Source organism: Klebsiella sp. MS 92-3 (assembly GCF_000195655.1).
GTDB classification, from domain to species: Bacteria; Pseudomonadota; Gammaproteobacteria; order Enterobacterales; family Enterobacteriaceae; genus Klebsiella; species Klebsiella pneumoniae.
Genome location: NZ_GL882839.1, coordinates 1 through 25267 on the forward strand (window position 1 = coordinate 1; position 25267 = coordinate 25267).

Genomic DNA, 25267 nt, shown 5'->3' on the forward strand with positions numbered 1-25267 from the left:
GGCGGCGATGCGATAATACTCCTCGGCGGCGAAACTCAGCTGGCGGCGCCCGGCAATGGCCTGCGCCTGCCCCAGCAGTTCCTCCAGCAGCGCCGTCAGCGGCGCATCCTGCGGGCCGCGAATATCCAGCGTCAGCTGCACCTCGCCCGGTATCACGTTTACCGCGCCCGGCGCACAGCGCAGGGTGCCGACCGTCGCCACCAGGTTGCCACCGTGCTGCCGGGTCAGGTTTTCCACCTGCATCATCCATTCCGCCGCCGCGGCGAGGGCGTCCTTGCGATGAAGCATCGGCACCGTGCCGGCATGGCCAGCTTCGCCGGTAAAGCGGCAGTTCAGCCGTCTGGCGCCATTAATCGCCTCCACCACGCCGAGCGCCAGCCCCGCCTGCTCCAGGCACGGCCCCTGCTCGATATGCAGTTCCAGATAGGCGGCGATATCCCGCGGGTGACGGGCCGCGTGGGCGATCCGCGCCGGATCGAGTCCGGCATTCACCAGCGCCTGGGCGACGCTCACCCCGTCGGAATCGCACTGTGACAGCCAGCTTTCAGGCCAGGTGCCGGTGACGCCGCGACTGCCGAGCAGGGTGATGCCAAAGCGGGTGCCCTCTTCATCGCCAAAGCCGACGATCTCGATTGCCTTCGCCAGCCGTCGCCCCTGCTGGTGCAGACGCTGGACCACCTCAATCGCCGCCAGCACGCCGAGCATGCCGTCGTAGCGTCCGGCGTTGCGCACGGTGTCAAGATGAGAGCCCAGCAGCACCGCCGGCGCCCCCTCCTGTTGTCCTTCATAACGTCCGCAGATGTTGCCGACGCTGTCCTGCCACACCATCATGCCGGCAGCCTGCATCCACTGCCCCACCAGCTGGTTGGCCTGCAGATGCTCGGGCGACAGATAGACCCGGGTCAGGGCATCGGCGGTTTCGCTGAGGGCGGCCAGCCGATCGGCACGCGCCATCACCCGGCTGGCGGCCGCCTCTCTCTCCGCCTGCTGGCGGACGGTGTCACTCATAGGGTGGCCTCGGTGCGGTAGTGATCCCAGGCCGCCTGCATCGCCGCGCCCTGAGTGGTGGTGAACCTGAGGTAGTTCAGGACCGCTTCCAGCGCGCTGAGCGTCTGCATCACGCAGTCTTTACGCGCGTTATAGCCCATGGTGCCAATGCGCCAGACTTTACCGTGCAGCGGACCAAACGAGGTGCCAATTTCAATGCCGAAATCTTCCAGCATCAGTTTGCGTACCTGATCGCCGTTGACCCCGTTGGGGATCACCACCCCCAGCACGTTATTCATTTTGTGCCGCAGGTCGCCAAAGGTCTCGAGCCCCATCGCCTGGATGCCCTTCAGCAGCGCATCGCCGTGCAGTTTGTGGCGGGCGATGCCGTTGTCGAGTCCCTCCTGGAGGATCAGGCGCGCGCACTCCCGGGCGGCGAACAGCGCCGAGGTCGCTTCGGTATGGTGGTTAAGGCGCTCCGGCCCCCAGTAATCCATCACCATGCCGAGATCGAAATAGTTGGAGTAGATCATCTCGTCGACGCCATCGTGATGGGCATCGGTGCGGATCCCCTGCTCAATGCAGCGGCGGCGGCGGATGACCTCTTCCATCCGCGGGCTGAGGGTGATGGGCGAGGTGCCGGAAGGACCGCCCAGGCACTTCTGCATCCCGGCGGACACGGCGTCCAGCTGCCAGGCGTCGGTTTCCAGCGGGTTACCGCCGAGCGACGCGGTGGCGTCGGTATAGAACAGCACATCGTGACGACGGCAAATCTCTCCCAGCTCCGCCAGCGGCTGCAGCATGGTGGTGGAGGTATCGCCCTGCACGGTGAGCAGCAGGCGCGGCCGCACGCGCTTGATCGCATCCTCAACCTGATCCGGTTTAAAGACCTCGCCCCACGGCACCTCGATGGTGTGCACTTCTGCCCGACAGCGACGCGCGATCTCGCACAGCAGATGACCAAACCGGCCGAACACCGGCACCAGCACCTTGTCACCGGGACGGATCGCCGACAGCAGAATCGCTTCGATCCCGGCGCGCGAGGTGCCGTCGACCAACATCGTCCAGCGATTTTCGGTGCGAAACACGCCGCGGTAGAGCGCCATGACTTCATTCATGTAGTGGGTCATCGCCGGATCGTACTGGCCAACCAGCTGGCTCGACATGGCGCGCAGCACGCGCGGGTCGGCATTGATCGGCCCCGGCCCCATCAGCAGGCGCTGCGGCGGGTTAATTTGCGAAAACTGAGTGATATCCATCTGCCATTCCTTACGTTAGTTAAGACCGCGCACCGAGGAGATAAACTGTTTCAGTTCGCTGGTCTGCGGGCTGGCGAACAGCGTTTTGCTGTCGCCCTGCTCCCAGACGCGTCCCTGATGCATAAACACCACGCGGTCGCCCACTTCGCGGGCAAAATTCATTTCATGGGTGACGAGGATCAGCGTCATACCTTCCGCCGCCAGTTGCTCCAGCACCTTCAGCACTTCACCCACCAGTTCCGGGTCAAGCGCCGAGGTGATTTCGTCACAGAGCAAAACTTTCGGCGACATGGCCAGCGCCCGGGCAATGGCCACGCGCTGCTGTTGGCCGCCGGAGAGGTTGGCCGGGTAGTAATCCAGACGGTCGCCGAGCCCGACCTTCTCCAGCATCCGCTGCGCCAGCTCCCGGCATTCTGCCTGGGACTTCTTCAGCACCCGCCGCGGGGCCAGCATGACGTTCTCCAGCGCCGTCATGTGCGGAAAGAGATTAAAGTTCTGGAACACCATGCCGATGGAGCGGCTGATCTCCCGGGCCTGGGAATCGCGGTTGGTGATGGTCATGCCCCCGAGCTTGATGCTTCCCTCCTGGTAGCCCTCCAGACCATTGATACAGCGTAGCAGGGTGCTTTTACCCGAGCCGCTGCGGCCGATGATCGAGATCACTTCCCCCATGTCGATATCCAGATCGACGCCCTTCAGCACATGGTTGTCGCCGTAGTACTTCTGCATCTGATTAATGGTGATGAGAGGCATTGAATTTGTTCTCCAGATAGCGGCTGTAGCGGGACAGCGGATAGCACAGAATGAAATAGCCCAGCGCCACAAGGGCAAACACTTTAAATGGCTGATAAGTGACGTTGGTCAGCATCGTCCCTGCCTTGGTCAGCTCCACAAAGCCGATAATCGATGCCAGCGCCGTGCCTTTGATCACCTGTACGGCGAACCCGACGGTCGGCGCGATAGCAATGCGCAGCGCTTGCGGCGCCACCACCCGGTACAGGGTCTGGCCGAAGCTCAGCCCGAGACAGCGCGAGGCTTCCCACTGGCCTTTCGGCAGCGCGCGAATGCTGCCGAACCAGATATCCAGCAGAAAGGCGCTGGTGTAGAGCGTCAGGGCGACCGAGGCGGCGGTCCACGCCGAGACGTCAACGCCGAACAGCGCCACGCCAAAGAATGCCAGAAACAGCTGCATCAGCAGCGGCGTGCCCTGGAACAGCTCAATATACCCGCGGATCAGCCGTTTCACCTGGCGTCCGCCGGTGAGACGCAGCAGCAGTAACGGTAAGGTCACCAGCGCCCCGCCGGTGAACGCGACCAGCGACAGCAGCACCGTCCAGCGACCGGCCAGTAGCAGGTTGCGGATAATGTCCCAGTCAGTAAAAGTGGTCATCAGGCCTGTACCCCCAGCCATTTACGCCCCGCCGCCATCAGCAGCTGGCGCATCGCTATCGATAACGCTAAGTAGATCCCGGTGGTCACCAGATAGACCTCAAAGCTCAAAAATGTCCGCGACTGGATCAGGTTGGCGGCGAAGGTCAGCTCCTCATAGGAGACCTGCGACACCACTGACGAGCCGAGCATCACAATGATGCACTGGCTGACCAGCGCCGGATAAATCCGCTGCAGCGCCGGGGGCAGTACGACGCGAACGAAGGTTTGCGTCCGGCTGAGCCCGAGCACGCGACCAGCTTCCCACTGGCCCTTCGGCGTCACCTGAATGCCGGCGCGGACGATCTCGGTACTATAGGCGCCGAGGTTAACCACCATCGCCAGCAGCGCCGCTTCACCGGCGGTCATCTTCAGTCCGAGGTTCGGTAAACCAAAGACGATAAAAAAGAGCTGCACCACAAACGGCGTATTACGGATGATTTCCACATATCCGCCCCATACCCGGCTGAGCATTCCCGGGCGACCGCTGCGGATCGCCGCCCCAAGGATGCCGATCGCCAGTCCGCCGATCGTCGCCAGCACCGTCAACTGCACCGTCACCCACAGACCGGCCAGCAGCTCCGGCCAGTGCGGCCAGAGCTCAGAGAAATGAAGTTGCTCCGTCATCCCCAGACCTTACGCGCCGAGGCTGGCAGGCAGTGGCGCTTTCAGCCACTTCTCAGACAGACCGTTGAGGGTGCCGTCCTTAATGCCCTGCTCGATGAGGGTATCCACTTTCGCCTTCAGCGCCGGTTCGTTCTTTTTCAGACCGATAAAGCACGGCGAGTCCTTCAGCATAAAGCTCGGGACCGGCGCTTTGTCGGCGTTCTGCCGGGAGATAGCCGCCACCACCAGGTTTCCGGTGGCGACATACTGCACCTGACCGGACAGGTAAGCCGACAGCGTAGTGTTATTGTCCTCGTAGCGCTTAATCTGCGCCGCCTGCGGCGCCACGCTGGTCAGCACCATATCTTCCACCGCCCCACGGGTCACGCCGATGCTTTTGCCGCTCAGCGCGGCCGCGTCCTTCAGCTCCGCCCCTTTCGGGCCAAACACCCCGAGGAAGAACGGGGCGTAGGCGCGGCTGAAGTCGATCACCTTCTCGCGCTCGGCGTTCTTGCCGAGGCTGGAGATCACCAGGTCCACCTTATCGGTCTGCAGATACGGCACGCGGTTGGCGCTGGTCACCGGGACCAGCTGCAGCTTGAGCTTCATCGATTTCGCCAGATAGCGCGCCATATCGATGTCATACCCCTGCGGCTGCAGGTCGGTACCCACCGAGCCGAACGGTGGAAAGTCCTGGGGTACGGCAATGCGGATGACGCCGCGTTTTTCAATATCCTGGAGCTGGTCAGCCTGCGCGGCAGAAACAGACGATAGGAGACAAGCGGCCCCGGCCAGCGCGATCAACAGTTTCTTCATGATGTTTACCCGTTACGTTAGCATGAAACAAAAGATTCTTTGAATCTGTTTTTGCAACTAATGTGCCAGATACGGACGAGGCGAGGGTTGGCGAGGAATTAAAACAAAAAGTGAGAAAGGACAAGCGTTAACGGAAAAGTGTTCAGAGAGCGGCGGCGCCATCACGTGGTTTTTATTGCACCATAATAATGCACAGCACCACGCTGGCGCCCCATCAGCGTTGTTCCAGCTCGTCCAGCTGCTGGTAAAGCGTGGCGATATCGTGGATGCGCGGACGACCGCTGTCGAGCGTTTCATGGAGAAAGGCATTGGCCAGCAGATTAATCAGGCTGTTGACCGAGGCATAGCTATCGTAGGCGGAGACGCTGTCCAGCGGCGCGCAGAGCTGCCAGCGGGAGAGCGGAAACAGGCTGTGGGCCTGCGGCTCGCACATTAACAGGACCGGCACCCCGTCGCGCTGCAGCTGCTGCAGCAGCGGGCGTACTATTCGCGGCCGGCGGCGAAACGCCATCATTACCACCAGATCATCGGCGGTCAGATCGACCAGCTCTTCGCTGAGACTCTGACCCGGCTGGGGCAGCACCAGCACCTGGCCGCGGGCCTGCAGCAGCTGCTGGCGTAGATGCAGCGCCGCCGGATAGGCGTTGCGCATGCCAATCACCACAATGCGGCGCGCGGCCACCATCGCCGTCAGCGCCTCGGCGAACTGGCGGGCGTCGAGGGCGTTGACCCACTGGGTGAGGTTTGCCATCTCCTGCTTATAATGGCGCGCCAGCAGCGTGTTACCCTGCACCGCGTCGCGCTGGTCGGTGAGCGGCATCCCGCTCTGGCGCAGGGTGCGCAGTTCATCGCGCATATCCTTATATTTGTCGTAACCGAGGCGCTTGAACAGCCGGCTGACGGTGGCTTTCGACACGCCGCTCAGCTGCGCCAGCTCGGCGCTGTTGTAGCTTATCAGGTCATCAAAGTGGTCAAAGATGAAATCCGCCACCCGCTGCTCCTGCGGCGACAGCGAGGCGTATTGCCCTTTCAGTCGTTCATCGAGTTGTTGCATAGCGCCCCTGTAACTTTCGTTTCATCATCCATTCCTCATCATACTGTATCTGCTATGCCTTACACATAGCGTGCCAGTGGGAAAATTCTGGTCATCGTTTTTATCAATGAAACGAAACGTTCAGAGATGGAACAGCTTTTGCAGTGTTCTGCGGGTGATTCGTTCAGAAAGGATAATTTATGCACAGTAGCAACGTTTCGACCCACGGCATGGCGGTGGCCCCCCACCACCTCGCCAGTCAGAGCGCGCTGGCGATCCTGCGCGAGGGCGGCAGCGCCATTGAAGCGATGGTTGCAGCCGCGGCGGCCATCGCCGTCGTCTATCCCCATATGAATGGCCTCGGCGGCGATGGCTTCTGGCTGATCGTGCCGCCTGAGGGAGACCCCATCGCCATTGACGCCAGCGGGGCGGCCGGATCGCTGGCGACCCTCGAGGCCTACGCCGGACAGCGGCATATTCCCCACCGGGGACCGCAGGCCGCGCTGACCGTCGCCGGCACCGTCAGCGGCTGGGACGAGGCGCTGCGTATTTCACGGGACTTAACCGGCCGCGCGCTGCCGGTGGCCCGCCTGCTGGCCGATGCGATCGGCTATGCCGAAGACGGCATTCCGGTCACTGCCTCGCAGGCCCACGCCACCGCCAGCAAACTGGAAGAGCTGCGCCATCAGCCGGGCTTCAGCGAAACCTGGCTGGTCGCGGGCGAGGCCCCGCGGCCCGGCAGCCGCTTTCGCCAGCCCGCCCTCGCCGGTACCCTGCGCATGCTGGCCAGCGACGGTCTCGACAGCTTTTATCGCGGGCCGCTGGCCGAGCGTCTCGCGCAGGGTATGGCCGCGCTGGGGATGCCTGTCACCCTCCGCGACCTGCAGACCCACCGCGCCCGGCGTCCGGCGCCGCTGACGCTCCAGCACCAGCAGGGCACGCTGTGGAATCTTGCCCCACCCACGCAGGGGCTGGTATCGCTGGCGATCCTTGGCATCACCGACCGTCTGAAGATGGCCGATGCCGACGACGCGCAAACGGTGCACCGTATCGTCGAAGCCACCAAGCGGGCGTTTGCCCTGCGCGATGCGCATATCACCGATCCGCGCCATCTGGATGTGGATGTACAGCAGTTGCTCACCCCGGAAGCCCTGCAGCCGCTGGCCGACAGCATCGACGACGCCAGCGCTTCCCCCTGGGGCGGCGGCAAAGGCCCGGGCGATACCGTCTGGATGGGCGTCGTGGATAACAGCGGACTGGCAGTGTCGTTTATTCAGAGTATCTATCACGAGTTCGGCAGCGGCGTGGTACTCCCGGACACCGGGATCGTCTGGCAAAACCGCGGGGCGGCCTTCAGCCTCGACCCGCAGCATCTCCTGGCGCTGGCCCCTGGCAAACAGCCATTCCACACCCTCAACCCTGCCGCCGCGCGCCTGAACGATGGCCGGGTGATGGTCTATGGCTCGATGGGCGGCGACGGTCAGCCGCAAACGCAGGCGGCGCTGTTTACCCGCTATATCCTGCAGGGGGTGCCGTTGCAGGAGAGCATCTCCCGTCCGCGCTGGCTGCTGGGCCGCACCTGGGGCCAGTCCTCCGACTCACTGAAGCTGGAGGGACGCTTTGCCCCCGCCTGTATCGCGCGCCTGCGCGAGCTGGGGCACGACGTAGAAGTGCTGGCCGATTTCAGCGAAGCGATGGGCCACGCCGGGGCCATTGTCCGCCATCCCAACGGTCTGCTTGAAGGGGCGACCGATCCACGCAGCAACGGCGCCGCCGCCGGATACTAAGGAGCAGACCATGACCACACAGCCAGACTGGAGCGAGTATCTGACGCAGATGACTCACCTGTTGCATATGGAGCTGGATGCGCCGCGCCGTGAGGAGCTGGAGCGCCAGTTTGCCCGCATCGCCGCCATGGCGCAGCCGCTGATGGACTATCCCCTCGGGCCGCGCGAGGAGATTGCGGGGGTGTATAAAGCATGACACTTCACCATTTCACCATCGCCGAGATCCAGCGTGCGCTGCACGAAGGCGAACTGAGCGCCCGGGAGATCGCCCGCCAGACGCTGGACGATATCGCCCGCGTGAATCCGCAGATCAACGCCTGGACCGAGGTCACCGCCCAGCGCATGCTGGCGGAGGCCGACAGCATCGACGCCCTGCGCCGGGAAAAGCGCCCCCTGCCGCCGCTGGCAGGCATTCCTTACGCGGTGAAAAATCTGTTTGATGTCGCCGGGCACACCACCCTCGCCGGCGCCGAACTGCTGAGCGACCGGCCGCCGGCAGCCAGCGATAGCTGGGCGGTGCGCCAGCTGCACAGCGCCGGCGCCCTGCTCAGCGGGATGCTCAATATGGACGCCTACGCCTACGGCTTCACCACCGAAAACAGCCACTATGGCGCGACGCGCAACCCGCACGATCTGTCGCGGATCGCCGGCGGTTCTTCCGGCGGTTCGGCCGCGGCGGTGGCGGCCGGACTGGTCCATTTCAGCCTCGGCAGCGACACCAACGGCTCGATTCGCGTCCCCGCGTCGCTGTGCGGGATCTTTGGCCTGAAACCCACCTTCGGTCGCCTCTCCCGCTCCGGCAGCCATCCGTTTGTCGCCAGTCTGGATCATATTGGTCCCTTTGCCCGTCGGGTGGCCGACCTCGCCGCGGTGTATGACGCCCTGCAGGGACGCGACCCGGCCGATGACTTTCAGGCCGATAAAGCCAGCGAGCGCACCGGCAACCTGCTGGAGCGCGGACTGGAGGGGCTGCGCTGCGCGCGGCTGGGGGGCTATTTCACCACCTGGTGCGATGACGACGCCCGGGCGGCCGTGGATCGGGTCGCCCACGCGCTGAGCGCCGACAGCGAGCTGCAGTTCGCGGATGCCGCCCTGGCCCGCTCGGCGGCCTTTATCATCAGCGCCAGCGAAGGCGGCAATCAGTATCTGGCGGATCTTCGCCACTCGCCCGAGCGCTTTGAACCCCACTCCCGCGAGCGGCTGCTGGCCGGGGCGATGATCCCCTCGGCGTGGTATCTGCAGGCTCAGCGCTTCCGCCGTCATGCCCGTCAGGCGATCAAATCCCTGTTCAGTCAGGCCGACGTGCTGATTGCCCCGGCCACTCCATGCAGCGCCACGCCGATTGGCGCCGAGGAGATAGTGATTAACGGCCAGCCGCTGCCGGTGCGCGCCAGCATGGGCATGCTGACCCAGCCGATCTCCTTCCTCGGTCTGCCGGTGGTGACCGTGCCCCTGCGTACCGCCAGCGGTAAGCCGATTGGCCTGCAGCTGATTGCCGCGCCGTTTAACGAACAAGCCTGTCTTCGCGCCGCGCGGGCGCTGGAAGCGATGGGCATTACCGATGCCCGAGTGGCGGAGAGTGCAGCATGATCAATCTGGATAATGTAGACCGCCCGGCGATCCTCGCCGAGGTGACGGCGGCGTTTTATCAGTATGAAGAGGCGCTGGTCAGCAATAACATCGAGGCGCTGGATGCGCTGTTCTGGCACGACCCGCGCACCGTACGGCTGGGAGCCGGCGAAAATCTGTATGGCATTGAGGCGATCCGCGCCTTTCGCGCCGCCCGCCCCGCCGCCGGTCTGGCCCGCGATCTGCGCCATACCACCATTACCACCTTTGGCGCGGATATGGCGGTGTGCAGTACCGAGTTCACCCGCGAAGGCAGCGCCCGCCTGGGCCGCCAGCAGCAGACCTGGGTACGCTTCCCCTACGGCTGGCGGATTGTCGCCGCCCAGGTCAGTCTGATGGACTGAGTGGCGTATACGGGAGCGGACCGGAGACTAAGGTATCCACCGGCCCGCTTCCGGTCCGGTAACACGCTATTTGGAGTCGAAGATCATGGTGTTCATCAGAGCTGCTGAAGCAAAAGATATCCCCTCGCTGCAAACGCTATTTCTGCAGTTGGGCTATCAGACGGAGACGGCGATCTTAGCGCAACGCATCACTGCCCCGCAGAGCATGATGAGTGCGCTGGTGGCGGAAACAGAAAACGCCGTGTGTGGCGTAATCGTTATCAATTTTATTTTACCGGTACATGAGAACCGTTTATGGGCATTAATTTCCGCGCTGGTCATCGAGGAATCGTCACGTGGATCAGGGATAGGCCAGCAGCTTCTCCAGGCCGCAGAGCGCCTCGCCCGTGATAAACAATGCGCTCAGATCGAGCTTTCAAGTAGTGAAAAAAGAATCAGAGCGCATCAATTTTATGAAAATAACGGCTACAAGGAGGTTCGCAAACGCTTCGTTAAACATTTGTCTTAACCGCCTGCGCGCGAGGGCTTTCCCCGGATGACCGTAACTATATTTTGCCCAGCAGGATATTTAACATGCGGCGCAGGGGTTCCGCCGCCCCCCACAATAGCTGATCGCCAACCGTTAACACCGAGTAGACTGGGTCATTATTTAGCGACATTTTCTTGTAGCGGCCAATACCTACCTGCAGCGAACCACTAATAGCAGCCGGGGTCAATTTACTGACACTCTCTTGCTTATTATTGCGGACATAGTTTACCCACGGATGGGAATGGGTGACTAACTCAGCAAATTCTGCTTCGCTGACCTCACGTTTAAGTTTCAGCGTAATCGCCGCGCTGTGACAGCGGATCACCCCGACCCGAATGCATAAACCATTGACCGGGATGGTACCCGGCGCAAGGCCAAGAATTTTATTAGTTTCCGCCTCGCCCTTCCATTCTTCGCGGCTGTTTCCATCGCCCAGATCGCTGTCGATCCACGGAATGATGCTGCCCATGAGGGGGACGCCAAAATTCTCCACCGGCATGCCCGCGCTGTTAATCAACTCACTCACTTTATTTACCAATGGCAGCACGGAACCTGATGATGTCAGTTCATCAGCGGATAAATGCTGACTGATATAAGCGCTTTGCGCGATTAATTCCCGCACCTGTTTGGCGCCCGCCCCGGAGGCAGACTGATAGGTCATCACGCTCATCCATTCGATAAGATCCGCTTTTATCAGCCCGGCCAACCCCATCAGGCTCAGCGTAATGGAGCAGTTGCCGCCGACAAACAGTTTAATTCCCGCTTTTACCGCACTATCGATATTTTCGCGGTTGACGGGGTCGAGAATAATGCAGGCTCTTTCATCCATCCGCAGCGCCGAAGCCGCATCAATCCAGTAACCTTGCCAGCCATGGTTAATTAACGCCGGATAGATGGCTTTGGTATAATCCCCGCCCTGACAGGTGATGATGATATCCATTTCGGCGAGTGCGCTAAGGGAATTCGCATCTTTCAGCCTGTCGCTTTTACCATTAATAACCGGGCCCGGGGCACCCGCACTGGAGGTACTAAAAAAATACGCTGTAATATCGTCGAAATCATTTTCTTCGATCATGCGTTGCAACAATACTGAGCCCACCATCCCTCGCCAACCAACAATACCCACCTGCTTCATTTATTTAACCTTTATAAGTTATGAGAATGTTAATTTGAGTGTCGCCATACCTTATATCGTATCCCCCAATAAAGGTCATTACCCAGCACCTCGATTTTTATCATTATTAAAATGTTTCATCTGCCATCAGCGATATTTATCTCTTATTACGGTCAAGCAGATATAAGGCGGCGGCGACTGTCCAGTTTTCGGCATTCAAAGGTGAAACGGCGTAGCGAAACGGGAGCAGCTTCTTCTCCGGGTACCATGAAGAGTAACTTGCATTTTGATAGTTACTATGTCAATTTGCTGGCAAAAGCCACCTGGTTACTGGACAGCCCATGAAAAATGAACCGCTTTGCCACGCTCCCTGCCCCATCGCCCGCAGCCTGGGCCGCATCGGCGACAGCTGGAGCATCATGATCCTGCGCGATGCCTTCGCGGGCTTTACCCGCTTTGACGAGTTCCAGAAAAGCAGCAACGTCGCGCCCAATATTCTGTCGCGCCGCCTGAAGGAACTGGTCGATGACGGACTGCTGGAGAAGGTGTGCTACAGCAGCACCCCGCCGCGCTACGAATACCACCTCACGCCGCGCGGCCGCGATTTCCGCATGGTGCTGCTGGCGCTGGCGGAATGGGGTAATCGCCACTTCGCCCCCGAAGGGCGTCAGATGCAGCTGGTGGAAATGGCAACCCAGCGCCACGTGGAGCCAGTCATGGTGGATAAAGCGACAGGGGAAGAGATTATCCCGGGTAAATACGCCATGGTGCCGGGCCCCGCCGCCTCGCCGCTGATGAAATATCGTCATGAATATCTGCTGCGCAAACGCGAAGGCGATAGCGGGCAAAAATTCCAGCCTGAACCTTACAGAGATGCCAGCAATGAATCCGACCAGTAAGAAAAGCGTCCTCGTTCTGGCGGCCATCTGAATAACGCCAGGATTTTGTTCAGCGCAGCGCGGCAAACTTCGCCACGCGGGGATCTCACCGGATGCCGCGCTGGCGCTGCGGGAGGCGCGAACCCAGGCCTTTTCCGATGCGTTCTACCTCATCATGATGGTTTTTTTACTTGCCGCGCTGCTGGTTCCCTTGATGAAAAAGCCGCCGGCACACTGATACTACAGGAGAGTTAACTATGGGCGTTTCCGTTAAACGCATTGTCGTCACCGGGATGGGGATTGTCAGCCCGCTGGGCTGCGGCGTACAGCACGTCTGGCAGTCGCTGCTGGCAGGAAAGTCAGGGATCACCCGACTCAGCGAGCAGCTGGTCGCGGATATTCCCTGCAAAGTGGCCGGCCAGGTGCCGTCCATTGACAGCGATCCGCTGCACGGCTTCGACCCGCTGGCGACCATCCCGGCGAAAGAGCGCAAAAAGATGGATCGCTTTATTGAGTTTGCGCTGGTCGCCGCCCGCGAAGCGCTGGCTTAGGCCGGTTGGTCGCCAGCATCCGAGGCCGAACAGGAACGCACTGCCACGGTGATCGCCACCGGGATCGGCGGGTTCAGCGAGATCGCCAATGCGGTACATACCACCGATGAACGCGGGCCGCGTCGTCTCTCGCCGTTCACTATCCCCTCTTTTCTGGCCAACCTGGCCGCCGGGCATGTGTCTATCGCCCACGGCTTCCGGGGCCCCATCGGCGCGCCGGTCACCGCCTGCGCAGCGGGTGCCCAGGCCATCGGCGATGCAGCGCGGTTGATCCGCAGCGGCGAGGCGGATATTGCCCTCTGCGGCGGCGCGGAAGCGGCAATTCATCGCGTTAGCCTGGCCGGGTTTGCCGCGGCAAGGGCGCTGTCCAGCGCCTCCAACGACCAGCCGGAAAGCGCTTCCCGCCCCTTTGACCGTGACCGCGATGGTTTTGTGATGGGAGAAGGCGCCGGGCTTATCGTGATCGAGTCGCTGGAGCACGCGCTGGCGCGCGGCGCCACGCCGCTGGCCGAGCTGGTCGGCTACGGCACCAGCGCAGATGCTTATCACCTGACCGCGGGCCCGGAAGACGGGAACGGCGCACGTCGGGCCATGGAGACCGCAATTCGCCAGGCCGGGGTGACCGTCGACGAGATTGACCATATCAATGCCCACGCCACCTCGACGCAGGTCGGTGATAAAGGTGAGCTGGCGGCGGTTAAAACGCTGTTTGGCGCGCATCCGGTCGCCATTACCTCGACGAAATCCGCCACCGGCCATCTGTTAGGCGCGGCCGGCGGGATCGAGGCCATCTTCACCATTCAGGCCCTGCGTGACCAGGTGGTGCCGCCGACGCTGAACCTGCATCACCCCGATGAAGACGCGGCAGGCATGAACCTGGTGGCGCTGCAGGCCCGCCCGCAGAAGATGCGTTATGCGCTGTCGAACGGTTTTGGCTTTGGCGGCGTTAACGCCAGCCTGCTGCTGAAACGCTGGCAATAATCGTCAGCTCCCCTGCGGTACTGGCCGACGGGGGATTTCCACCGTTGCGGCTTTTGCCCTGCTGCTGGAGTAAATCAAGTACAGCGCGATACCCAGGGAGACAATGGCACCGATTCGGCTCATCGAGAATGGAATCGACGCATTGTCCAGCCAGCCGAAGTTATCGATCAAGGTCAGTTTTGAGCGAAGAACGGACCACACTATCTAAAGAATGATATCGCCTATTATGTTGGGACCGCTCATGTTAAAAAAGGGATAGCTTTTCTTTTCATTGACGATAACGAAGGAATTTTCATGGTTGAGGTTGAGGAAATAAAAAAGAAATATCCCGGCGCAGATGCCTGGCAAATGGGTGACAGTCCGGAACTGGCTAACGAGCTTGCTGACCTGATCAAAAAAGGGATCAAAACGGCCTCTTGCGGATCTTTTGCCTCTTACCAGCAGGAAGAATCCGCCCCGAGAATCGGGAGTTATAACATTATTCTTGATGGTCAGAATGTTCCAGTTTGCGTGATCAGACTGATTTCGATGCAGCTGGTTCGTTTTTGTGATGTCACTGAAGCGTTCGCCCGCAAAGAAGGTGAAGGCGATTTAAGCCTTGAATACTGGAAGAAAGAGCATCAGAGATTTTTCAGCTCTGCAGGTCATTTTTCTGAAGATATGGAGTTGATCGCAGAAGAATTTGAAGTGGTTGAGGTGCTGTAAGGCAAGGTCAACGGGCTGAAGTTTTATCACTGGCCACTCATAACACTGTTCGCTTCTGGCGCGGAGCGGACAAGCTGTCGAGCTAAAGGTCCGCATTGAGCAAGGAGCTGACGTGCCAGCTATAATTGGTAATAAAATGAGAGTAGAACTATTCTGATTTTTTTAAAAAAACATTTTTACATCCAAGGGCAAAATATTTTTTATGCTATCTTACATGCTATCTCAATATGCCAGGCTACCTGTGCCTGAAGTTACTCTACGTTCATGGTTAAAACAATGGTTGTCAGAGCAGGAATCGAGGTGTACAGACAGAAGTTTCTCGGCGCGATTTCCCTGGAGAGAAACTGGTTTATGTCAGGAATATTTTTTACAACGAAAACTCAAAATTGATGGAAAGCAATTTCTTACTGGCCCCCGTTATCAGGGCGGAAATATTAACAAACCTTTTATTGATATTGTAGGTATGGATTCTGACCTAAATCATACTGCATTAGAACTCATTAGTAAGGAATGGTCACAACTCAGAGCTCAGTATGTCCGCATTCTTGTACCCGGCCAGTCCTTCCCGCAGGGTATTCCCGACCAGTATATATATGCCACTTCTTTTTCTGAACCCCCTGAATTCAATGATAAATCTCTTACTTTGCAAGTGGCGACATACGAAGATTTTGACTGGTGTTGTCAGGCCCTGGGCGATGCCTATAAGCATACATGGCAGACAGTTCGCGAACTATCTGCAAGCAATTTGGTAGCAGTTGATGACGAAGAGTTGTGTGACCATATTTCTGAGAGAGAAGTATTTATTATCTATGAAAACGATGTTCGCGCCGGGTTGCTAATATGCCAGAAAGGAAACCTCGCTTTTCTGAGAGGATATCGTATTACTGACAAAGTAATACTTCCTGCTTTTCGTGGTCGATCATTGTCGGCCCGAGCGCAACGCCTGCTGTACCGATTATTAACTCATTCCGATTCGGAACTATCTATGTATATGGGCACAATTATTCCGCAGAATATCCCCTCGATGAAAACTGCAGAAAGAGCGGGACGAACTTGCATCCTAAGTTATCAATTTCTACCCATCTGCAGAACCCACGACTAACAGCAATGCTAATTTATCTTCAGCCTACTTCCGCTTTTGGCACACAGGGGATGTCCAGGGCCCGGGAGTACTCCCCTGGACGCATTAATGGGCAGGATGTGATTGCTGCGCAAGCTATCATATGGCGTGAGGTACAGCAGAATCAGGCTTCGTAGCAATGAGGGGCTCACAGCGTCCGGAATCCACCCGGTGCCGTAAATCACCGTAAGGTCTGTCGTAAGGTAATTTCATCACGCATCGCGACACCTTTTTTCTTTACGCAGGCCTTCTCTTTCACGGTTTGTCAGAACTGTGGACCGCAGTAATCTCCACTCCGTGCTTTAATCAATGAGAGTGATGTCGGGTGCAAATTAAACTACCTTTCTCAACAGCAAAGGCGGGATACCCCTACCCTCGCAGGGTTTCTGCGTCTGGTAATATGCCCATGACAGTCTCAAAGACCGCTTTGAGGGTTTCCCGGTTTAAGGCACATAATCGCGTGGCGTTGCCCCCAAAATGCAGCGAAAAGCAGCGGTAAAGGCCGCCGGGCATGAGAAACCAAGCTGGTAAGCGACCTGTTTGATTGGAACACCGTTCGCGAGAAGATCCAACGAAGCGCAAATTCTGGCTCTCTGCTTCCATGTTCTAAAACTAAAGCCTGTATCCTTCATAAACAAGCGGGAAAAGGTCCGTTCCGACATGGCCGACATAAAAGCCAGCTCGCTCAGCGATGCTTCCCAGCGCTGATTGACCAGTAGCGATCTGGCCGCGCTAAATAATCGCTCATCATTCGGCATGGGTAGCGCCATCGTTAAAGGTGGAGCCTCGCTGAGAATTTCCAGAAGCAACAAAGCTATCTTCCGTTGACTCGGTCTGGCGTAGTCCTCACTGAACAGCCCTGCGATAAGCTCTTTGACTAACGGCGTAGCCGTGATCACATGCACCTGTTGACTCTTCGTAAAGCTCGTACATTCTGCGATAAGGCTACTGCTGAAATAGATCGCCCTGAGATCGGTTTGTGAAAGCAGATGATAACTATGGATATGCAAAGGCGGTAGCCATAATGCCCGCTGAGGAGGGATCACCCAACGGTCACTCTCTGTTTGCACCAGCATAACCCCTCTGGTGGCGAAGAGTAGCTGCCCCTCAACATGATGATGGGGAGGATCTACCTCACCACGTTGATAGCTTATCGCAGTACTGGACCAGCCTGTGGCCTCATCATGTCTTGGCGCTTTATCTATACTACCTGGCATTTCAGATTTAGCCCCTGCCATTATCATATCGAAACTGGAACCACCCGGAGTAGAGCCTTAGGCAATGGGTGCGTGACTTATCATTCTGATCATCAAAGATATTACAGGAGCTTAACCTCATGCGTGTACACTTTATCGTACATGAAAGTTTTGAAGCCCCGGGCGCATATGAAACCTGGGCAATAAACCAGGGTCATGATGTAACTTACTCACGCGTCTATGCAGGCGATCGGCTACCTGCTGACGCCGTAGGCATCGATTTTCTTATCGTTATGGGCGGTCCGCAAGATCCGGACACCACGCTTGAAGAGTGCCCGCACTTTAATGCTAAAGCGGAACAGGCGCTGATTGCTTCCGCGGTTAAAACCGGTAAGGCGGTGATCGGTATCTGCCTGGGTTCACAGCTCATTGGTGAAGCGCTGGGCGCGCCGTTCTCTCATAGCCCGGAAAAAGAGATTGGTAAATTCCCGATCACATTGACCGAAGACGGCAGTAAGGATGAGATGTTCTCTCACTTTGGGAAAACACTGGCAGTGGGTCACTGGCATAACGATATGCCAGGCTTGACGCCAGAGGCTAAAATTATCGCTTACAGCGAAGGCTGTCCCCGGCAGATCGTTGCCTATTCAGACCGCGTCTTTGGTTTCCAGTGCCACATGGAGCTCACATTGGACGTTGTAGAACGGCTGATCGCTCATTCTGAGAAAGACCTGAGCCGTGCAGCAGAATATCGTTTCGTTGACACGCCTGAAGCGCTCCGGGCGCACGATTACAGTGAAATGAATCAAGTACTTTTTGGCTTTTTGGATAAGCTGGAAGCACGTTACACAGCAGCGCAAGCATAATGTTATGCTCGGTAAGCTTGCCATCGGTTTTGATTTTAATGTCCGCTCCTGGCACAGAGCGGACAAGCTATCTGATTTGAAGGTCCGCTATGAGCGAGAAGCGGAAAAGTGCTCTGGTAGGTTGTACACGGACCTGGGCATTAGAGCTTGCTCAATTCGGGATCAGCCTGTTGATGGTGGAGGAAGCCAGGGAGAACGTTAGAAACGTTCAGAAACTCTGTGGAAATAGACAAACGCCTATCCAGGGCTGCAATTTGATATTGTCGCTGTTAGTAAGATATTTTTAACCTGTCTTATCCAATAAATACACTGATGCATTTAAGCGAGAATTATGAGTTTAAAGCCGCGTAGAATCGTTTTAATTCCTGGGTTTATGCTGAATGAAATGCTTTGGCATGAATTTGAAACATATCTCCCGTCAAACTGTATTGTTCATCATGCAGCTGTAACTGAAGGACGAACCATTCATGATGTAGTGCAGCATTTGATTACTCTTCTGCCTGAGAAGTTTTCTTTGATAGGTTTTTCGATGGGAGGATATATTGCCCGACAACTGGCAGCAGAATTCCCTGAACGTGTAGAGTCCTTAGTGCTTATTGCCAGTTCCTTACGGGAAGATACGCCGTTGGAAGCTGAAGCAAAGCGGAAAAGCGTGCAGTCATTGTCCCCCACAACCTTTAAGGGGCTGAGCAGACATGCTATTGCCCGGTCACTCCACCCTCTAAACACATCAAATCAGGATATGATTTCAGCTATCCAGAAAATGGGATGCTCTCTGGGATTTGAAGCCTTCATCACGCAATCATCCTTATCCAGGCAAGGTATACCTTCTGCAACGATACGTTGTCCAACGCTGGTTATCGCCAGTGAAGATGATGCCATCCGTTCGATGAAGGAGGCAGAAGAATTGGTCGAAGCCATACCTTATGCGTCGTTAAGAATCATTCTGGATTGCGGCCATATGATTCCGCTCGAACAGCCCAGGGAGTTGGCAAGAATTATTGTTGAATGGATCCCTGCTACGTAAATTATTGGGGGTTTATCCGGCAAAAATCCGGATTTACTTCATCGGGGTAAGTTCCGTTCCTGGCTCAGAGCTGACATTCCCCTTTGCCGACGTGAAAAGTGCTATTGTCTGACCTCATTCTGGTCAGCCAGATGTTCTGTCCCGCCGCCCTGCCGGCGGCCTCTATCTCAGTAAAACCTGAATCAGCTGCACGACGATATACACTCCCGCTACCACCTGTATGATTCGAAATCCCCATCTCAGATAGCGCCATTGATAACGTTCGCTGGCATCAGCCGCTTCAATCGCGGGATCATAGCGTTTTCTTTTCCTGGTTCTGAAGGTATCGAATCCCCACAGGATGAGAAGAATGATGATGATGATTTTTTCAACGATAAGATGGTTCACAAAGAGAGACTCCGGTCTTCTCACGGTTACAGGCAGAATAGATAAACCGCCTGGATGTAGCCACCACTAAATGTAGGGGTACCTGAAAACGAAGCCAGGCCTTCCTGGATTATCTGTCTTATGACCGCGTAAACGCATAGCAACGCCATAAAAGCGACATTCATTTCCGACACATGCTGCGGGAGTCCCCTTCTCCGACGCCTCAGGCTGGGTGATAAAACGACGGCGGCTGCCCGGTCACGCGGCGGAACATGGTGGCGAAAGAGGACGCATTGTCGTATCCAAGGGATAATGCCACTTCGTTCACCGGTTTGCCTGCTATCAACCATGCCAGGGCGCTCACCACGCAGGCTCGCTGTCGCCAGGCGGAAAACGACAGGCCCAGCTGCTTCAGGAAATGGCGGCGAAAGGTACTAGGACTCATAAACAGCGCCCTGGCCCAGCGCGCCGCAGGATCATGGATAGAGGGGTTAAGCAAAAAAGCCTGACAAAGCGCCAGCAGCGCCGGATGCTGCGGCAACGGAATGTCAAATTCGCGGACCGGCATGGCGGCCAGTTCCAGCAACATCAACTGTATCAGCGTGCGATCGCGTGGGCTGTCGTACAACGGTGGTAAATCCACAGCCTCAAGCAGTAGCTGGCGCAACAGCGGCGAGACGCTGATCACTTCGCAACGACGGTGTTTAATGAAAGCGGCCACACAATCTGGCTCAATATACAAGCTACGCGTGGTCACCCCTGCAAATCTGACGGCATGCACGGTTTCAGGGGGGATCCAGACAGCGTGTTGCGGAGGAACCACCCATTCTCCGTCTTGCGTAGTGACATACATCAGTCCGGTCGCGCCATACAGTAGCTGTGCGCGACGATGCTGGTGCGGGGGCAGGATAAATCCCTGCGCATAGTCATTACCTAACGCCACCACATCACGATCGAGTCGATCGACCTCGTCAATTTTTACGTTGCGCACACCTGCCTCCCTCTGACCGATTTACAAAGGTAATTGAGCGCTACGCAAATGGGAAGCAGTACGCGACCGGTATAAGCTGCTCGCTCATTTTCAGGTCGGGGATACTCTCTTGAATGAGATCGTTATTATTGCGCTGGCAGGCTTTACTACCGGCATTACCACGGTGCTGTTCGGCTTCGGCGGCGGCTTTGTGGTGGTGCCCTTTGTCTATCAACTGATGCTCCGGCAGCCGGCGATCGCGGGCAACGCCATGCATGTCGCAGTGGCTACCTCAACGGCGGTGATGATATTTAACGCCGGCTGGGTCAGCTATCGAAACTGGCGGGCGGGCAGGCTTGCCGCGCAGACGCTGTTTCCGTTGTTATGGTTTATTGCCATTGGGGCGGTGGTAGGCTCCTGTCTGGCGGGGATATTGAGCGAGAATATCGTTCGCGCGCTGTTTATTTTCTATATGCTGGCAACCATCAGCGATTGTTTGTTGCGCAAGGGTTTTTTCACGGGCAGCGCTCGGCGTCGCCTGTCCCTGCCCGTGGTCACCGGCGGCGGTGTAATTATCGGTACGATCGCCGCATTGCTGGGCGTGGGCGGCAGCGTCATGACGGTGCCCCTGCTACGACGACACGGGTATGCAATGCAGGAGTGCGTTAGCGCATCCAACCCGCTTTCTTTGCCCGTGGCGCTATGCGGGGCTGTGACCTATGCCGTCATTGGCTGGCACAGCATTCCGCTGAGCGGATTTCTGGGGTTTATCAGCCTGAAAATTTTAGGCCTGCTCGTCCTGACCGGCTGGGCCGGAATAGTGTTTAGCCGCCGGGCAATCCCTGCGGTACCTGATGTATGGTATGCGCGCATCTATGTGCTGCTGCTGTGCCTGGTACTCCTCGCCATGCTTATTCAATAATCAAATTACATTCTGGTGAACCGGTGTAACAGACGCGGCCGGGCGGAGCCCTCTCCCTGGAGAGAGGGCCAGGTTCAGGGGCAACAAGCTACCCGCGATACGGATGGGTTTCGCGCCAGTGGTCGGCAATCTGCTGCCGGGTGCAGACCCACACCTTGTCGTGCTGCTGGATATAGTCAAGGAAACGCTGCAGCGCGCGGAAACGGCCCGGGCGCCCCAGCAGCCGGCAGTGCATTCCCACGGACATCATCTTCGGCGCGGTTTCACCCTCGGCATACAGCACGTCAAAGCTGTCTTTCAGATAGGTATAAAACTGCTCCGCGGTGTTGAATCCCTGGGCGGTGGCGAAGCGCATGTCGTTGGCGTCGAGGGTATAAGGCACGATCAGGTGCGGCCGCTGGCTGCCGTCGCTGCAGCCCACTTCGCTCCAGAAAGGTAAATCATCGCCGTAATAATCGCTGTCGTAGTCAAAGCCGCCGTGCTCCACCACCAGCTGGCGGGTGTTAGGGCTGTCGCGGCCGGTATACCAGCCGGTGGGCGGTTTGCCGAACAGGTCGGTCAGTACCTGCACCGCTTTTTGCAGATGCGCGCGCTCCTCGGCGATATCCATGTGCTGATAGTGGATCCAGCGCCAGCCGTGGCTGACCACATCGTAATCCGCAGCCTTGATCGCCGCCACAATCTCCGGATGCCGCGCCAGCGCCATCGCCACGCCGAAGACCGTCAACGGCAGCCCGCGCTGGCTGAACTCGCGATGGATGCGCCAGAACCCTGCCCGGCTGCCGTACTCATAGAGTGAATCCATCGACATATGGCGCGCCGGGTAGCTGGCGGCGCCGATAATATCGGACAGGAACTGTTCCGAACCCGCATCGCCATGCAGGACGTGATTCTCCGCGCCTTCCTCATAGTTAAGAACGAACTGCACCGCGATCCGCGCCCCACCCGGCCAGCGCGCGTGCGGCGGCTCCCCTGCGTAACCTCGCAGATCGCGAGGATAGTGTTCCTGGTTCTCTCCCATCTCCTGCCCCTTTTAAAATGGATTTAACGACTGAAACTGTCCGCTTAACGCTTTTTTCTCCGGGAACGCTAAGTCCCCATGCTTGCTGGTCGCCAGGCCCAGCGCGACCAGCGACTCCACCATCTTCACCGCCGCGCTGACGCCATCGATCACCGGCACCCGCAGCTCGCGGGTCAGCTCCTGCGCCAGGGTCGCCATCCCGCCGCAGCCAAGAACAATCGCCCCGCTACCATCCTCTTTCAGCGTGCGAATGCAGCGCTCACGCACTTTCTCCTGCGCCAGGCCGCTACCGTCTTCCAGCGCCAGCACCGGCAAATCAATGGCGTGCAGCGCCGCGCAGTGTTGATGAAATCCGTACTGGTGCAGCAAATGACGGGCGATGATCAGCGTGCGCGGCAGCGTGGTCACAATGGAGAAACGGGTGGCGACCATCGTCGCCATATGCATTGCCGCCTCCGCGATACCGATCACCGGCCCCTGGGCCAGCTCCCGCGCCGCCAGCAGCCCCGGGTCGCCGAAGCAGGCGATCACATGCCCATCCACCCCCTGCTCGCGTCCGGCCCTGATCTGCTCCAGCACGCCGACCGCCGCGATGGCTTCGTCAAAGTGGCCCTCAATTGACGGCACCCCGGCGCGGGGACAGACCGCAAGGATCTCGGTGCCCGGCGCAGCGACCGCACGCGCGGCGGCGCCTATCGTTTCGGTCATCGCCAGGCTGGTGTTGGGGTTAATCACTTGTATACGAACGGAAGACATCACGACTCCTTGTGGCCGGCGAACAGCCGGGAAAAATCGGGCAGGCTGACGCCATCGCGCTCGAAGCACAGGCTGGCGACAATATGATCAAAATGGTGCATCAGCGCCTCGCTGAGCGGCTGCAGGGCTTTATCCCGCAGCAAACCGACCAGCTGCTGGTGATCGTCGCAACGGCAGCCCTGTCGCCAGGGGGCGCCCCAGGCGGCAATCACTAAAGAGGAGCGCTGGCTGAGGCGGGTCACCATCTCGGTGAGCACCGGGTTGCCGGAGATAGCCTGCAGCTGAATATGAAAGTCAGCGGAGTGGCGGATCGCCGCCGGGCCGTCGTGCGTCGCATGGGCCTGCTGTTCACGCTGAATAATGTTCTCCAGCGCCGCCAGATGCGGCGGCTGACAGCGCGCGATCACATCGGGGAGATTGGCGACCTCGAGCAGCGCCCGGGTGCGAAAGATCGCCTGGGACTCTTCCACGCTCGGGCTGGTGACGTGTGCACCACGTTTGGGCGTCAACGTGACCAGTTGCACAGCGGCGAGTCGTTGCAGCACCTTTCTGATGCCGGTGCGGCTCACGGCGAACACCTCCGCCAGCGCCTCTTCCGGCAGTTTGCTGCCCGGCGGCAGCTGATGTTCGACGATAGCCGTCATCAGCGCCTGGTAAATGCTTTCGTCCTTGTCCTGCAGCGCTGGCGCGGCCTGGAGACGATGTTCATTATTCATTAACCCACTCCGGTTTCACTTATCGATAGCAGATCGTATACATAAAATTTAATTTTTGTATACAAGATTCATCATTCTGGCCTGGATCCTGCAATAGCCTCAGCAATCCATATCAAAGGGTTTTCATTCAGAGGAGCAGGTTTCATGCCACATTCATCCCACACGCAGCAGACGAAGACTCACAAGGCGGCCGCCGGCTACAGTCCGCGGCTATGTAATGACGATCTGGCGCCGACCCGCGACCAGAACTGGAGCTGGTACAATATCTTTTCATTCTGGATGTCGGACGTGCACAGCATGGGCGGCTACGTAGTGGCGGCGAGCTTCTTTACGCTTGGGCTGGCCAGCTGGCAGGTTCTGCTCTGCCTGCTGGTGGGCATCTGTATTGTCCAGCTGTGCGCCAACCTGGTGGCGAAGCCGAGCCAGATGGCCGGGGTGCCTTACGCGGTGATTTGTCGTCAGGCGTTTGGCGTTTTCGGCGCCAATATCCCGGCGGTGATCCGCGGGCTGATCGCCTTTGCCTGGTACGGCATTCAGACCTATCTGGCGGCGAATGCCCTGATGCTGGTCCTGCTCAAGTTCTGGCCCTCCCTTGCCTCGCTAACCAGCAGCAGCTTTCTCGGGCTGTCGCCCCTCGGCTGGCTGTGCTTCGCCACTATGTGGCTGCTGCAGGCGATGGTGTTCTGGCATGGCATGAACGCCATCAAACGCTTTATCGATATCGCTGGTCCGGCGGTTTATGTGGTGATGCTGGCGCTGGCCGGCTGGATTGTATACAAGACTGGTCTGGACGGTATCTCCTTTACCCTCGCCAGCAAATCCCTGAGCGCCGGCGAGCAGACCTGGCAGATGATCACCGCCACGGCGCTGGTGGTCTCCTACTTCTCCGGGCCGCTGCTTAACTTCGGTGACTTTTCCCGCTACGGCAAAAGCATGGGCGAGATCCGCCGCGGTAACCGCTGGGGACTGCCGTTTAACTTTCTGCTATTCTCGGTGGTTACCGTGGTGATTGTCTCCGGCACCCAGTCGCTGTTTGGCAAAATGATCACCGACCCGATCGAAACCGTCAGCCGCGTGGGTAACGATCTGGCGGTGGCCATCGGCCTGCTGACCATGATCACCGCCACCATCGGCATTAATATCGTGGCTAACTTCGTCTCGCCGGCCTTCGATTTTTCCAACTGCGCCCCGCAGAAAATCAGCTTCCGTACCGGCGGGATGATTGCCGCGGTGGGCTCGATACTCCTGACGCCGTGGAACCTGTTTAACTCGCCGGAGCTGATCCACTATACCCTCGACGTGCTGGGCGCCTTTATTGGCCCGCTGTTTGGCATCCTGATCGCCGACTTCTACCTGATCAAACGCGGCCGGGTGTCAGTGGACGATCTGTTTGACGATACGCCGCAGGGTAAATATTGGTACCGCAACGGCTTTAACCCGAAAGCGATTGCCGCCCTGCTGCCGTCGGTGGGCCTGGGGCTGATTATCAGCTTTATTCCGGCCCTGCATGAAGTGGCGAACTTCAGCTGGTTTATCGGCGTCTTCCTCGGCGCCACCACCTACCGCTGGCTGGCTCGCGACGAGCGCGAAGTGCAGGCGAAAGCTGCCTTCCGCTCCGGCGCGGTGGCGCAAAAAGAGTAACCCTCCCCACCCCCCCCCC

The 25267-nt window shown here is 58.3% G+C and carries 26 protein-coding genes and 4 pseudogenes; 15 read left to right on the top strand and 15 right to left on the bottom strand.

From position 1 onward, the window contains the following. From hpxK to hpxU, 7 genes are all read right to left on the bottom strand, one after another. On the bottom strand, positions 1-1008 hold a 1008-nt coding region (gene hpxK / locus HMPREF9538_RS07375), incomplete at its 3' end, for an allantoate amidohydrolase (RefSeq protein ID WP_009485798.1). Then, the gene (locus HMPREF9538_RS07370; RefSeq protein WP_009485799.1) at positions 1005-2246 is read right to left on the bottom strand and encodes a pyridoxal-phosphate-dependent aminotransferase family protein; all 1242 of its coding nucleotides are present in this window, start codon (positions 2244-2246) and stop codon (positions 1005-1007) included. The genes HMPREF9538_RS07370 and hpxK, both read right to left, overlap by 4 nt. Before the next feature lie 15 nt (positions 2247-2261). Further along, on the bottom strand, positions 2262-2999 hold the full coding sequence (locus HMPREF9538_RS07365) for an amino acid ABC transporter ATP-binding protein (RefSeq protein WP_004143660.1): 738 nt from the start codon (positions 2997-2999) through the stop codon (positions 2262-2264). Next, positions 2980-3636 carry an amino acid ABC transporter permease gene (locus tag HMPREF9538_RS07360; RefSeq protein ID WP_004176118.1) on the bottom strand — a complete coding sequence of 219 codons (657 nt, stop codon included), beginning with the start codon at positions 3634-3636 and terminating at the stop codon, positions 2980-2982. Before HMPREF9538_RS07360 ends, HMPREF9538_RS07365 begins: the two co-directional genes overlap by 20 nt. Further along, positions 3636-4301 (bottom strand): amino acid ABC transporter permease, encoded by a 666-nt coding sequence (locus HMPREF9538_RS07355; RefSeq protein ID WP_004176117.1) that lies wholly within the window; start codon positions 4299-4301, stop codon positions 3636-3638. Before HMPREF9538_RS07355 ends, HMPREF9538_RS07360 begins: the two co-directional genes overlap by 1 nt. 9 nt (positions 4302-4310) lie before the next feature. Then, entirely contained in the window at positions 4311-5096 is a 786-nt protein-coding gene (locus HMPREF9538_RS07350) for a transporter substrate-binding domain-containing protein (protein ID WP_004143665.1), read from the bottom strand. A 214-nt stretch (positions 5097-5310) separates the two neighbouring features. Further along, positions 5311-6150 (bottom strand): MurR/RpiR family transcriptional regulator HpxU, encoded by an 840-nt coding sequence (gene hpxU / locus HMPREF9538_RS07345; RefSeq protein ID WP_004176115.1) that lies wholly within the window; start codon positions 6148-6150, stop codon positions 5311-5313. 179 nt (positions 6151-6329) lie between these two features. On the opposite strand from hpxU, the gene hpxW reads away from it, so the two are divergent. The 5 genes from hpxW (at position 6330) to HMPREF9538_RS07320 (ending at position 10397) form a co-directional block, all read left to right on the top strand. Further along, positions 6330-7916, top strand: a complete 1587-nt coding sequence (gene hpxW / locus HMPREF9538_RS07340) for an oxamate amidohydrolase (protein WP_020316896.1) — start codon at positions 6330-6332, stop codon at positions 7914-7916. Positions 7917-7926: 10 nt separating this feature from the next. Then, positions 7927-8112, top strand: a complete 186-nt coding sequence (hpxX, locus tag HMPREF9538_RS07335; RefSeq protein WP_004212136.1) for an oxalurate catabolism protein HpxX — start codon at positions 7927-7929, stop codon at positions 8110-8112. Beyond that, positions 8109-9506 carry an AtzE family amidohydrolase gene (locus HMPREF9538_RS07330; RefSeq protein WP_009485801.1) on the top strand — a complete coding sequence of 466 codons (1398 nt, stop codon included), beginning with the start codon at positions 8109-8111 and terminating at the stop codon, positions 9504-9506. Before hpxX ends, HMPREF9538_RS07330 begins: the two co-directional genes overlap by 4 nt. After that, positions 9503-9889 carry an oxalurate catabolism protein HpxZ gene (gene hpxZ / locus HMPREF9538_RS07325; RefSeq protein ID WP_002905421.1) on the top strand — a complete coding sequence of 129 codons (387 nt, stop codon included), beginning with the start codon at positions 9503-9505 and terminating at the stop codon, positions 9887-9889. Before HMPREF9538_RS07330 ends, hpxZ begins: the two co-directional genes overlap by 4 nt. 85 nt (positions 9890-9974) lie before the next feature. Next, a complete protein-coding gene (locus HMPREF9538_RS07320) occupies positions 9975-10397 on the top strand; it encodes a GNAT family N-acetyltransferase (RefSeq protein WP_004176111.1) in 423 nt (140 codons plus the stop codon). Positions 10398-10434: 37 nt separating this feature from the next. Here the strand turns inward: HMPREF9538_RS07320 and asd are convergent, their stop codons facing one another. Next, a complete protein-coding gene (gene asd / locus HMPREF9538_RS07315; protein WP_009485802.1) occupies positions 10435-11553 on the bottom strand; it encodes an aspartate-semialdehyde dehydrogenase in 1119 nt (372 codons plus the stop codon). Between the two features lie 201 nt (positions 11554-11754). On the opposite strand from asd, the gene HMPREF9538_RS32435 reads away from it, so the two are divergent. The 4 genes and pseudogenes from HMPREF9538_RS32435 (at position 11755) to fabF (ending at position 13942) form a co-directional block, all read left to right on the top strand. Continuing rightward, the gene (locus HMPREF9538_RS32435) at positions 11755-11877 is read left to right on the top strand and encodes a hypothetical protein (RefSeq protein ID WP_032408689.1); all 123 of its coding nucleotides are present in this window, start codon (positions 11755-11757) and stop codon (positions 11875-11877) included. Beyond that, the gene (locus tag HMPREF9538_RS07310; RefSeq protein WP_004176109.1) at positions 11874-12431 is read left to right on the top strand and encodes a winged helix-turn-helix transcriptional regulator; all 558 of its coding nucleotides are present in this window, start codon (positions 11874-11876) and stop codon (positions 12429-12431) included. Before HMPREF9538_RS32435 ends, HMPREF9538_RS07310 begins: the two co-directional genes overlap by 4 nt. Before the next feature lie 41 nt (positions 12432-12472). Continuing rightward, a pseudogene (locus HMPREF9538_RS30350) lies at positions 12473-12648 on the top strand (EmrB/QacA family drug resistance transporter); the annotation flags it as partial. Positions 12649-12667: 19 nt separating this feature from the next. After that, positions 12668-13942 (top strand): annotated as a pseudogene (gene fabF / locus HMPREF9538_RS0128190) (beta-ketoacyl-ACP synthase II). Positions 13943-13945: 3 nt separating this feature from the next. On the opposite strand, the pseudogene HMPREF9538_RS33005 reads toward fabF, so the two are convergent. Beyond that, positions 13946-14113, bottom strand: a pseudogene (locus HMPREF9538_RS33005) (EamA-like transporter family protein); the annotation flags it as partial. A gap of 177 nt (positions 14114-14290) precedes the next feature. Between HMPREF9538_RS33005 and HMPREF9538_RS07300 the strand changes: the two are divergent. Further along, a complete protein-coding gene (locus tag HMPREF9538_RS07300) occupies positions 14291-14647 on the top strand; it encodes an ASCH domain-containing protein (protein ID WP_073549839.1) in 357 nt (118 codons plus the stop codon). 202 nt (positions 14648-14849) lie between these two features. Further along, entirely contained in the window at positions 14850-15749 is a 900-nt protein-coding gene (locus HMPREF9538_RS30355) for a hypothetical protein (protein ID WP_004176105.1), read from the top strand. Between the two features lie 461 nt (positions 15750-16210). Here the strand turns inward: HMPREF9538_RS30355 and HMPREF9538_RS07295 are convergent, their stop codons facing one another. Next, positions 16211-17011, bottom strand: coding sequence for an AraC family transcriptional regulator (locus HMPREF9538_RS07295; protein ID WP_009485809.1), 801 nt, complete (start codon positions 17009-17011; stop codon positions 16211-16213). A gap of 92 nt (positions 17012-17103) precedes the next feature. Between HMPREF9538_RS07295 and HMPREF9538_RS07290 the strand changes: the two genes are divergently transcribed. Together HMPREF9538_RS07290 and HMPREF9538_RS07285 are read left to right on the top strand one after the other, a co-directional pair. Next, the gene (locus HMPREF9538_RS07290; RefSeq protein WP_009485810.1) at positions 17104-17829 is read left to right on the top strand and encodes a GMP synthase; all 726 of its coding nucleotides are present in this window, start codon (positions 17104-17106) and stop codon (positions 17827-17829) included. Between the two features lie 331 nt (positions 17830-18160). Further along, positions 18161-18856, top strand: coding sequence for an alpha/beta fold hydrolase (locus HMPREF9538_RS07285; RefSeq protein WP_004176102.1), 696 nt, complete (start codon positions 18161-18163; stop codon positions 18854-18856). A 162-nt stretch (positions 18857-19018) separates the two neighbouring features. Here HMPREF9538_RS07285 and HMPREF9538_RS07280 read toward each other — a convergent pair whose 3' ends face one another. Together HMPREF9538_RS07280 and HMPREF9538_RS07275 are read right to left on the bottom strand one after the other, a co-directional pair. Next, the gene (locus HMPREF9538_RS07280; RefSeq protein ID WP_004176101.1) at positions 19019-19243 is read right to left on the bottom strand and encodes a hypothetical protein; all 225 of its coding nucleotides are present in this window, start codon (positions 19241-19243) and stop codon (positions 19019-19021) included. Between the two features lie 202 nt (positions 19244-19445). Beyond that, positions 19446-20213, bottom strand: coding sequence for an AraC family transcriptional regulator (locus HMPREF9538_RS07275; protein WP_004176100.1), 768 nt, complete (start codon positions 20211-20213; stop codon positions 19446-19448). 109 nt (positions 20214-20322) lie between these two features. On the opposite strand from HMPREF9538_RS07275, the gene HMPREF9538_RS07270 reads away from it, so the two are divergent. Further along, complete coding sequence (locus tag HMPREF9538_RS07270; protein ID WP_004176099.1) at positions 20323-21114, top strand: sulfite exporter TauE/SafE family protein; 792 nt, start codon at positions 20323-20325, stop codon at positions 21112-21114. Positions 21115-21202: 88 nt separating this feature from the next. Here the strand turns inward: HMPREF9538_RS07270 and puuE are convergent, their stop codons facing one another. From puuE to HMPREF9538_RS07255, 3 genes and pseudogenes are all read right to left on the bottom strand, one after another. Beyond that, the gene (gene puuE, locus HMPREF9538_RS07265; protein ID WP_009485814.1) at positions 21203-22135 is read right to left on the bottom strand and encodes an allantoinase PuuE; all 933 of its coding nucleotides are present in this window, start codon (positions 22133-22135) and stop codon (positions 21203-21205) included. After that, positions 22026-22891, bottom strand: a pseudogene (gene hpxA / locus HMPREF9538_RS07260) (allantoin racemase). The gene puuE and the pseudogene hpxA overlap by 110 nt, the downstream one beginning before the upstream one ends. Then, positions 22891-23607 (bottom strand): GntR family transcriptional regulator, encoded by a 717-nt coding sequence (locus HMPREF9538_RS07255; protein ID WP_004176096.1) that lies wholly within the window; start codon positions 23605-23607, stop codon positions 22891-22893. The pseudogene hpxA and the gene HMPREF9538_RS07255 overlap by 1 nt, the downstream one beginning before the upstream one ends. Before the next feature lie 144 nt (positions 23608-23751). Here HMPREF9538_RS07255 and HMPREF9538_RS07250 point away from each other — a divergent pair, with 144 nt between their 5' ends. After that, positions 23752-25248: an NCS1 family nucleobase:cation symporter-1 gene (locus tag HMPREF9538_RS07250; protein WP_004176095.1), complete on the top strand. Its 1497-nt coding sequence runs from the start codon at positions 23752-23754 to the stop codon at positions 25246-25248. Positions 25249-25267: the final 19 nt, after the last annotated feature.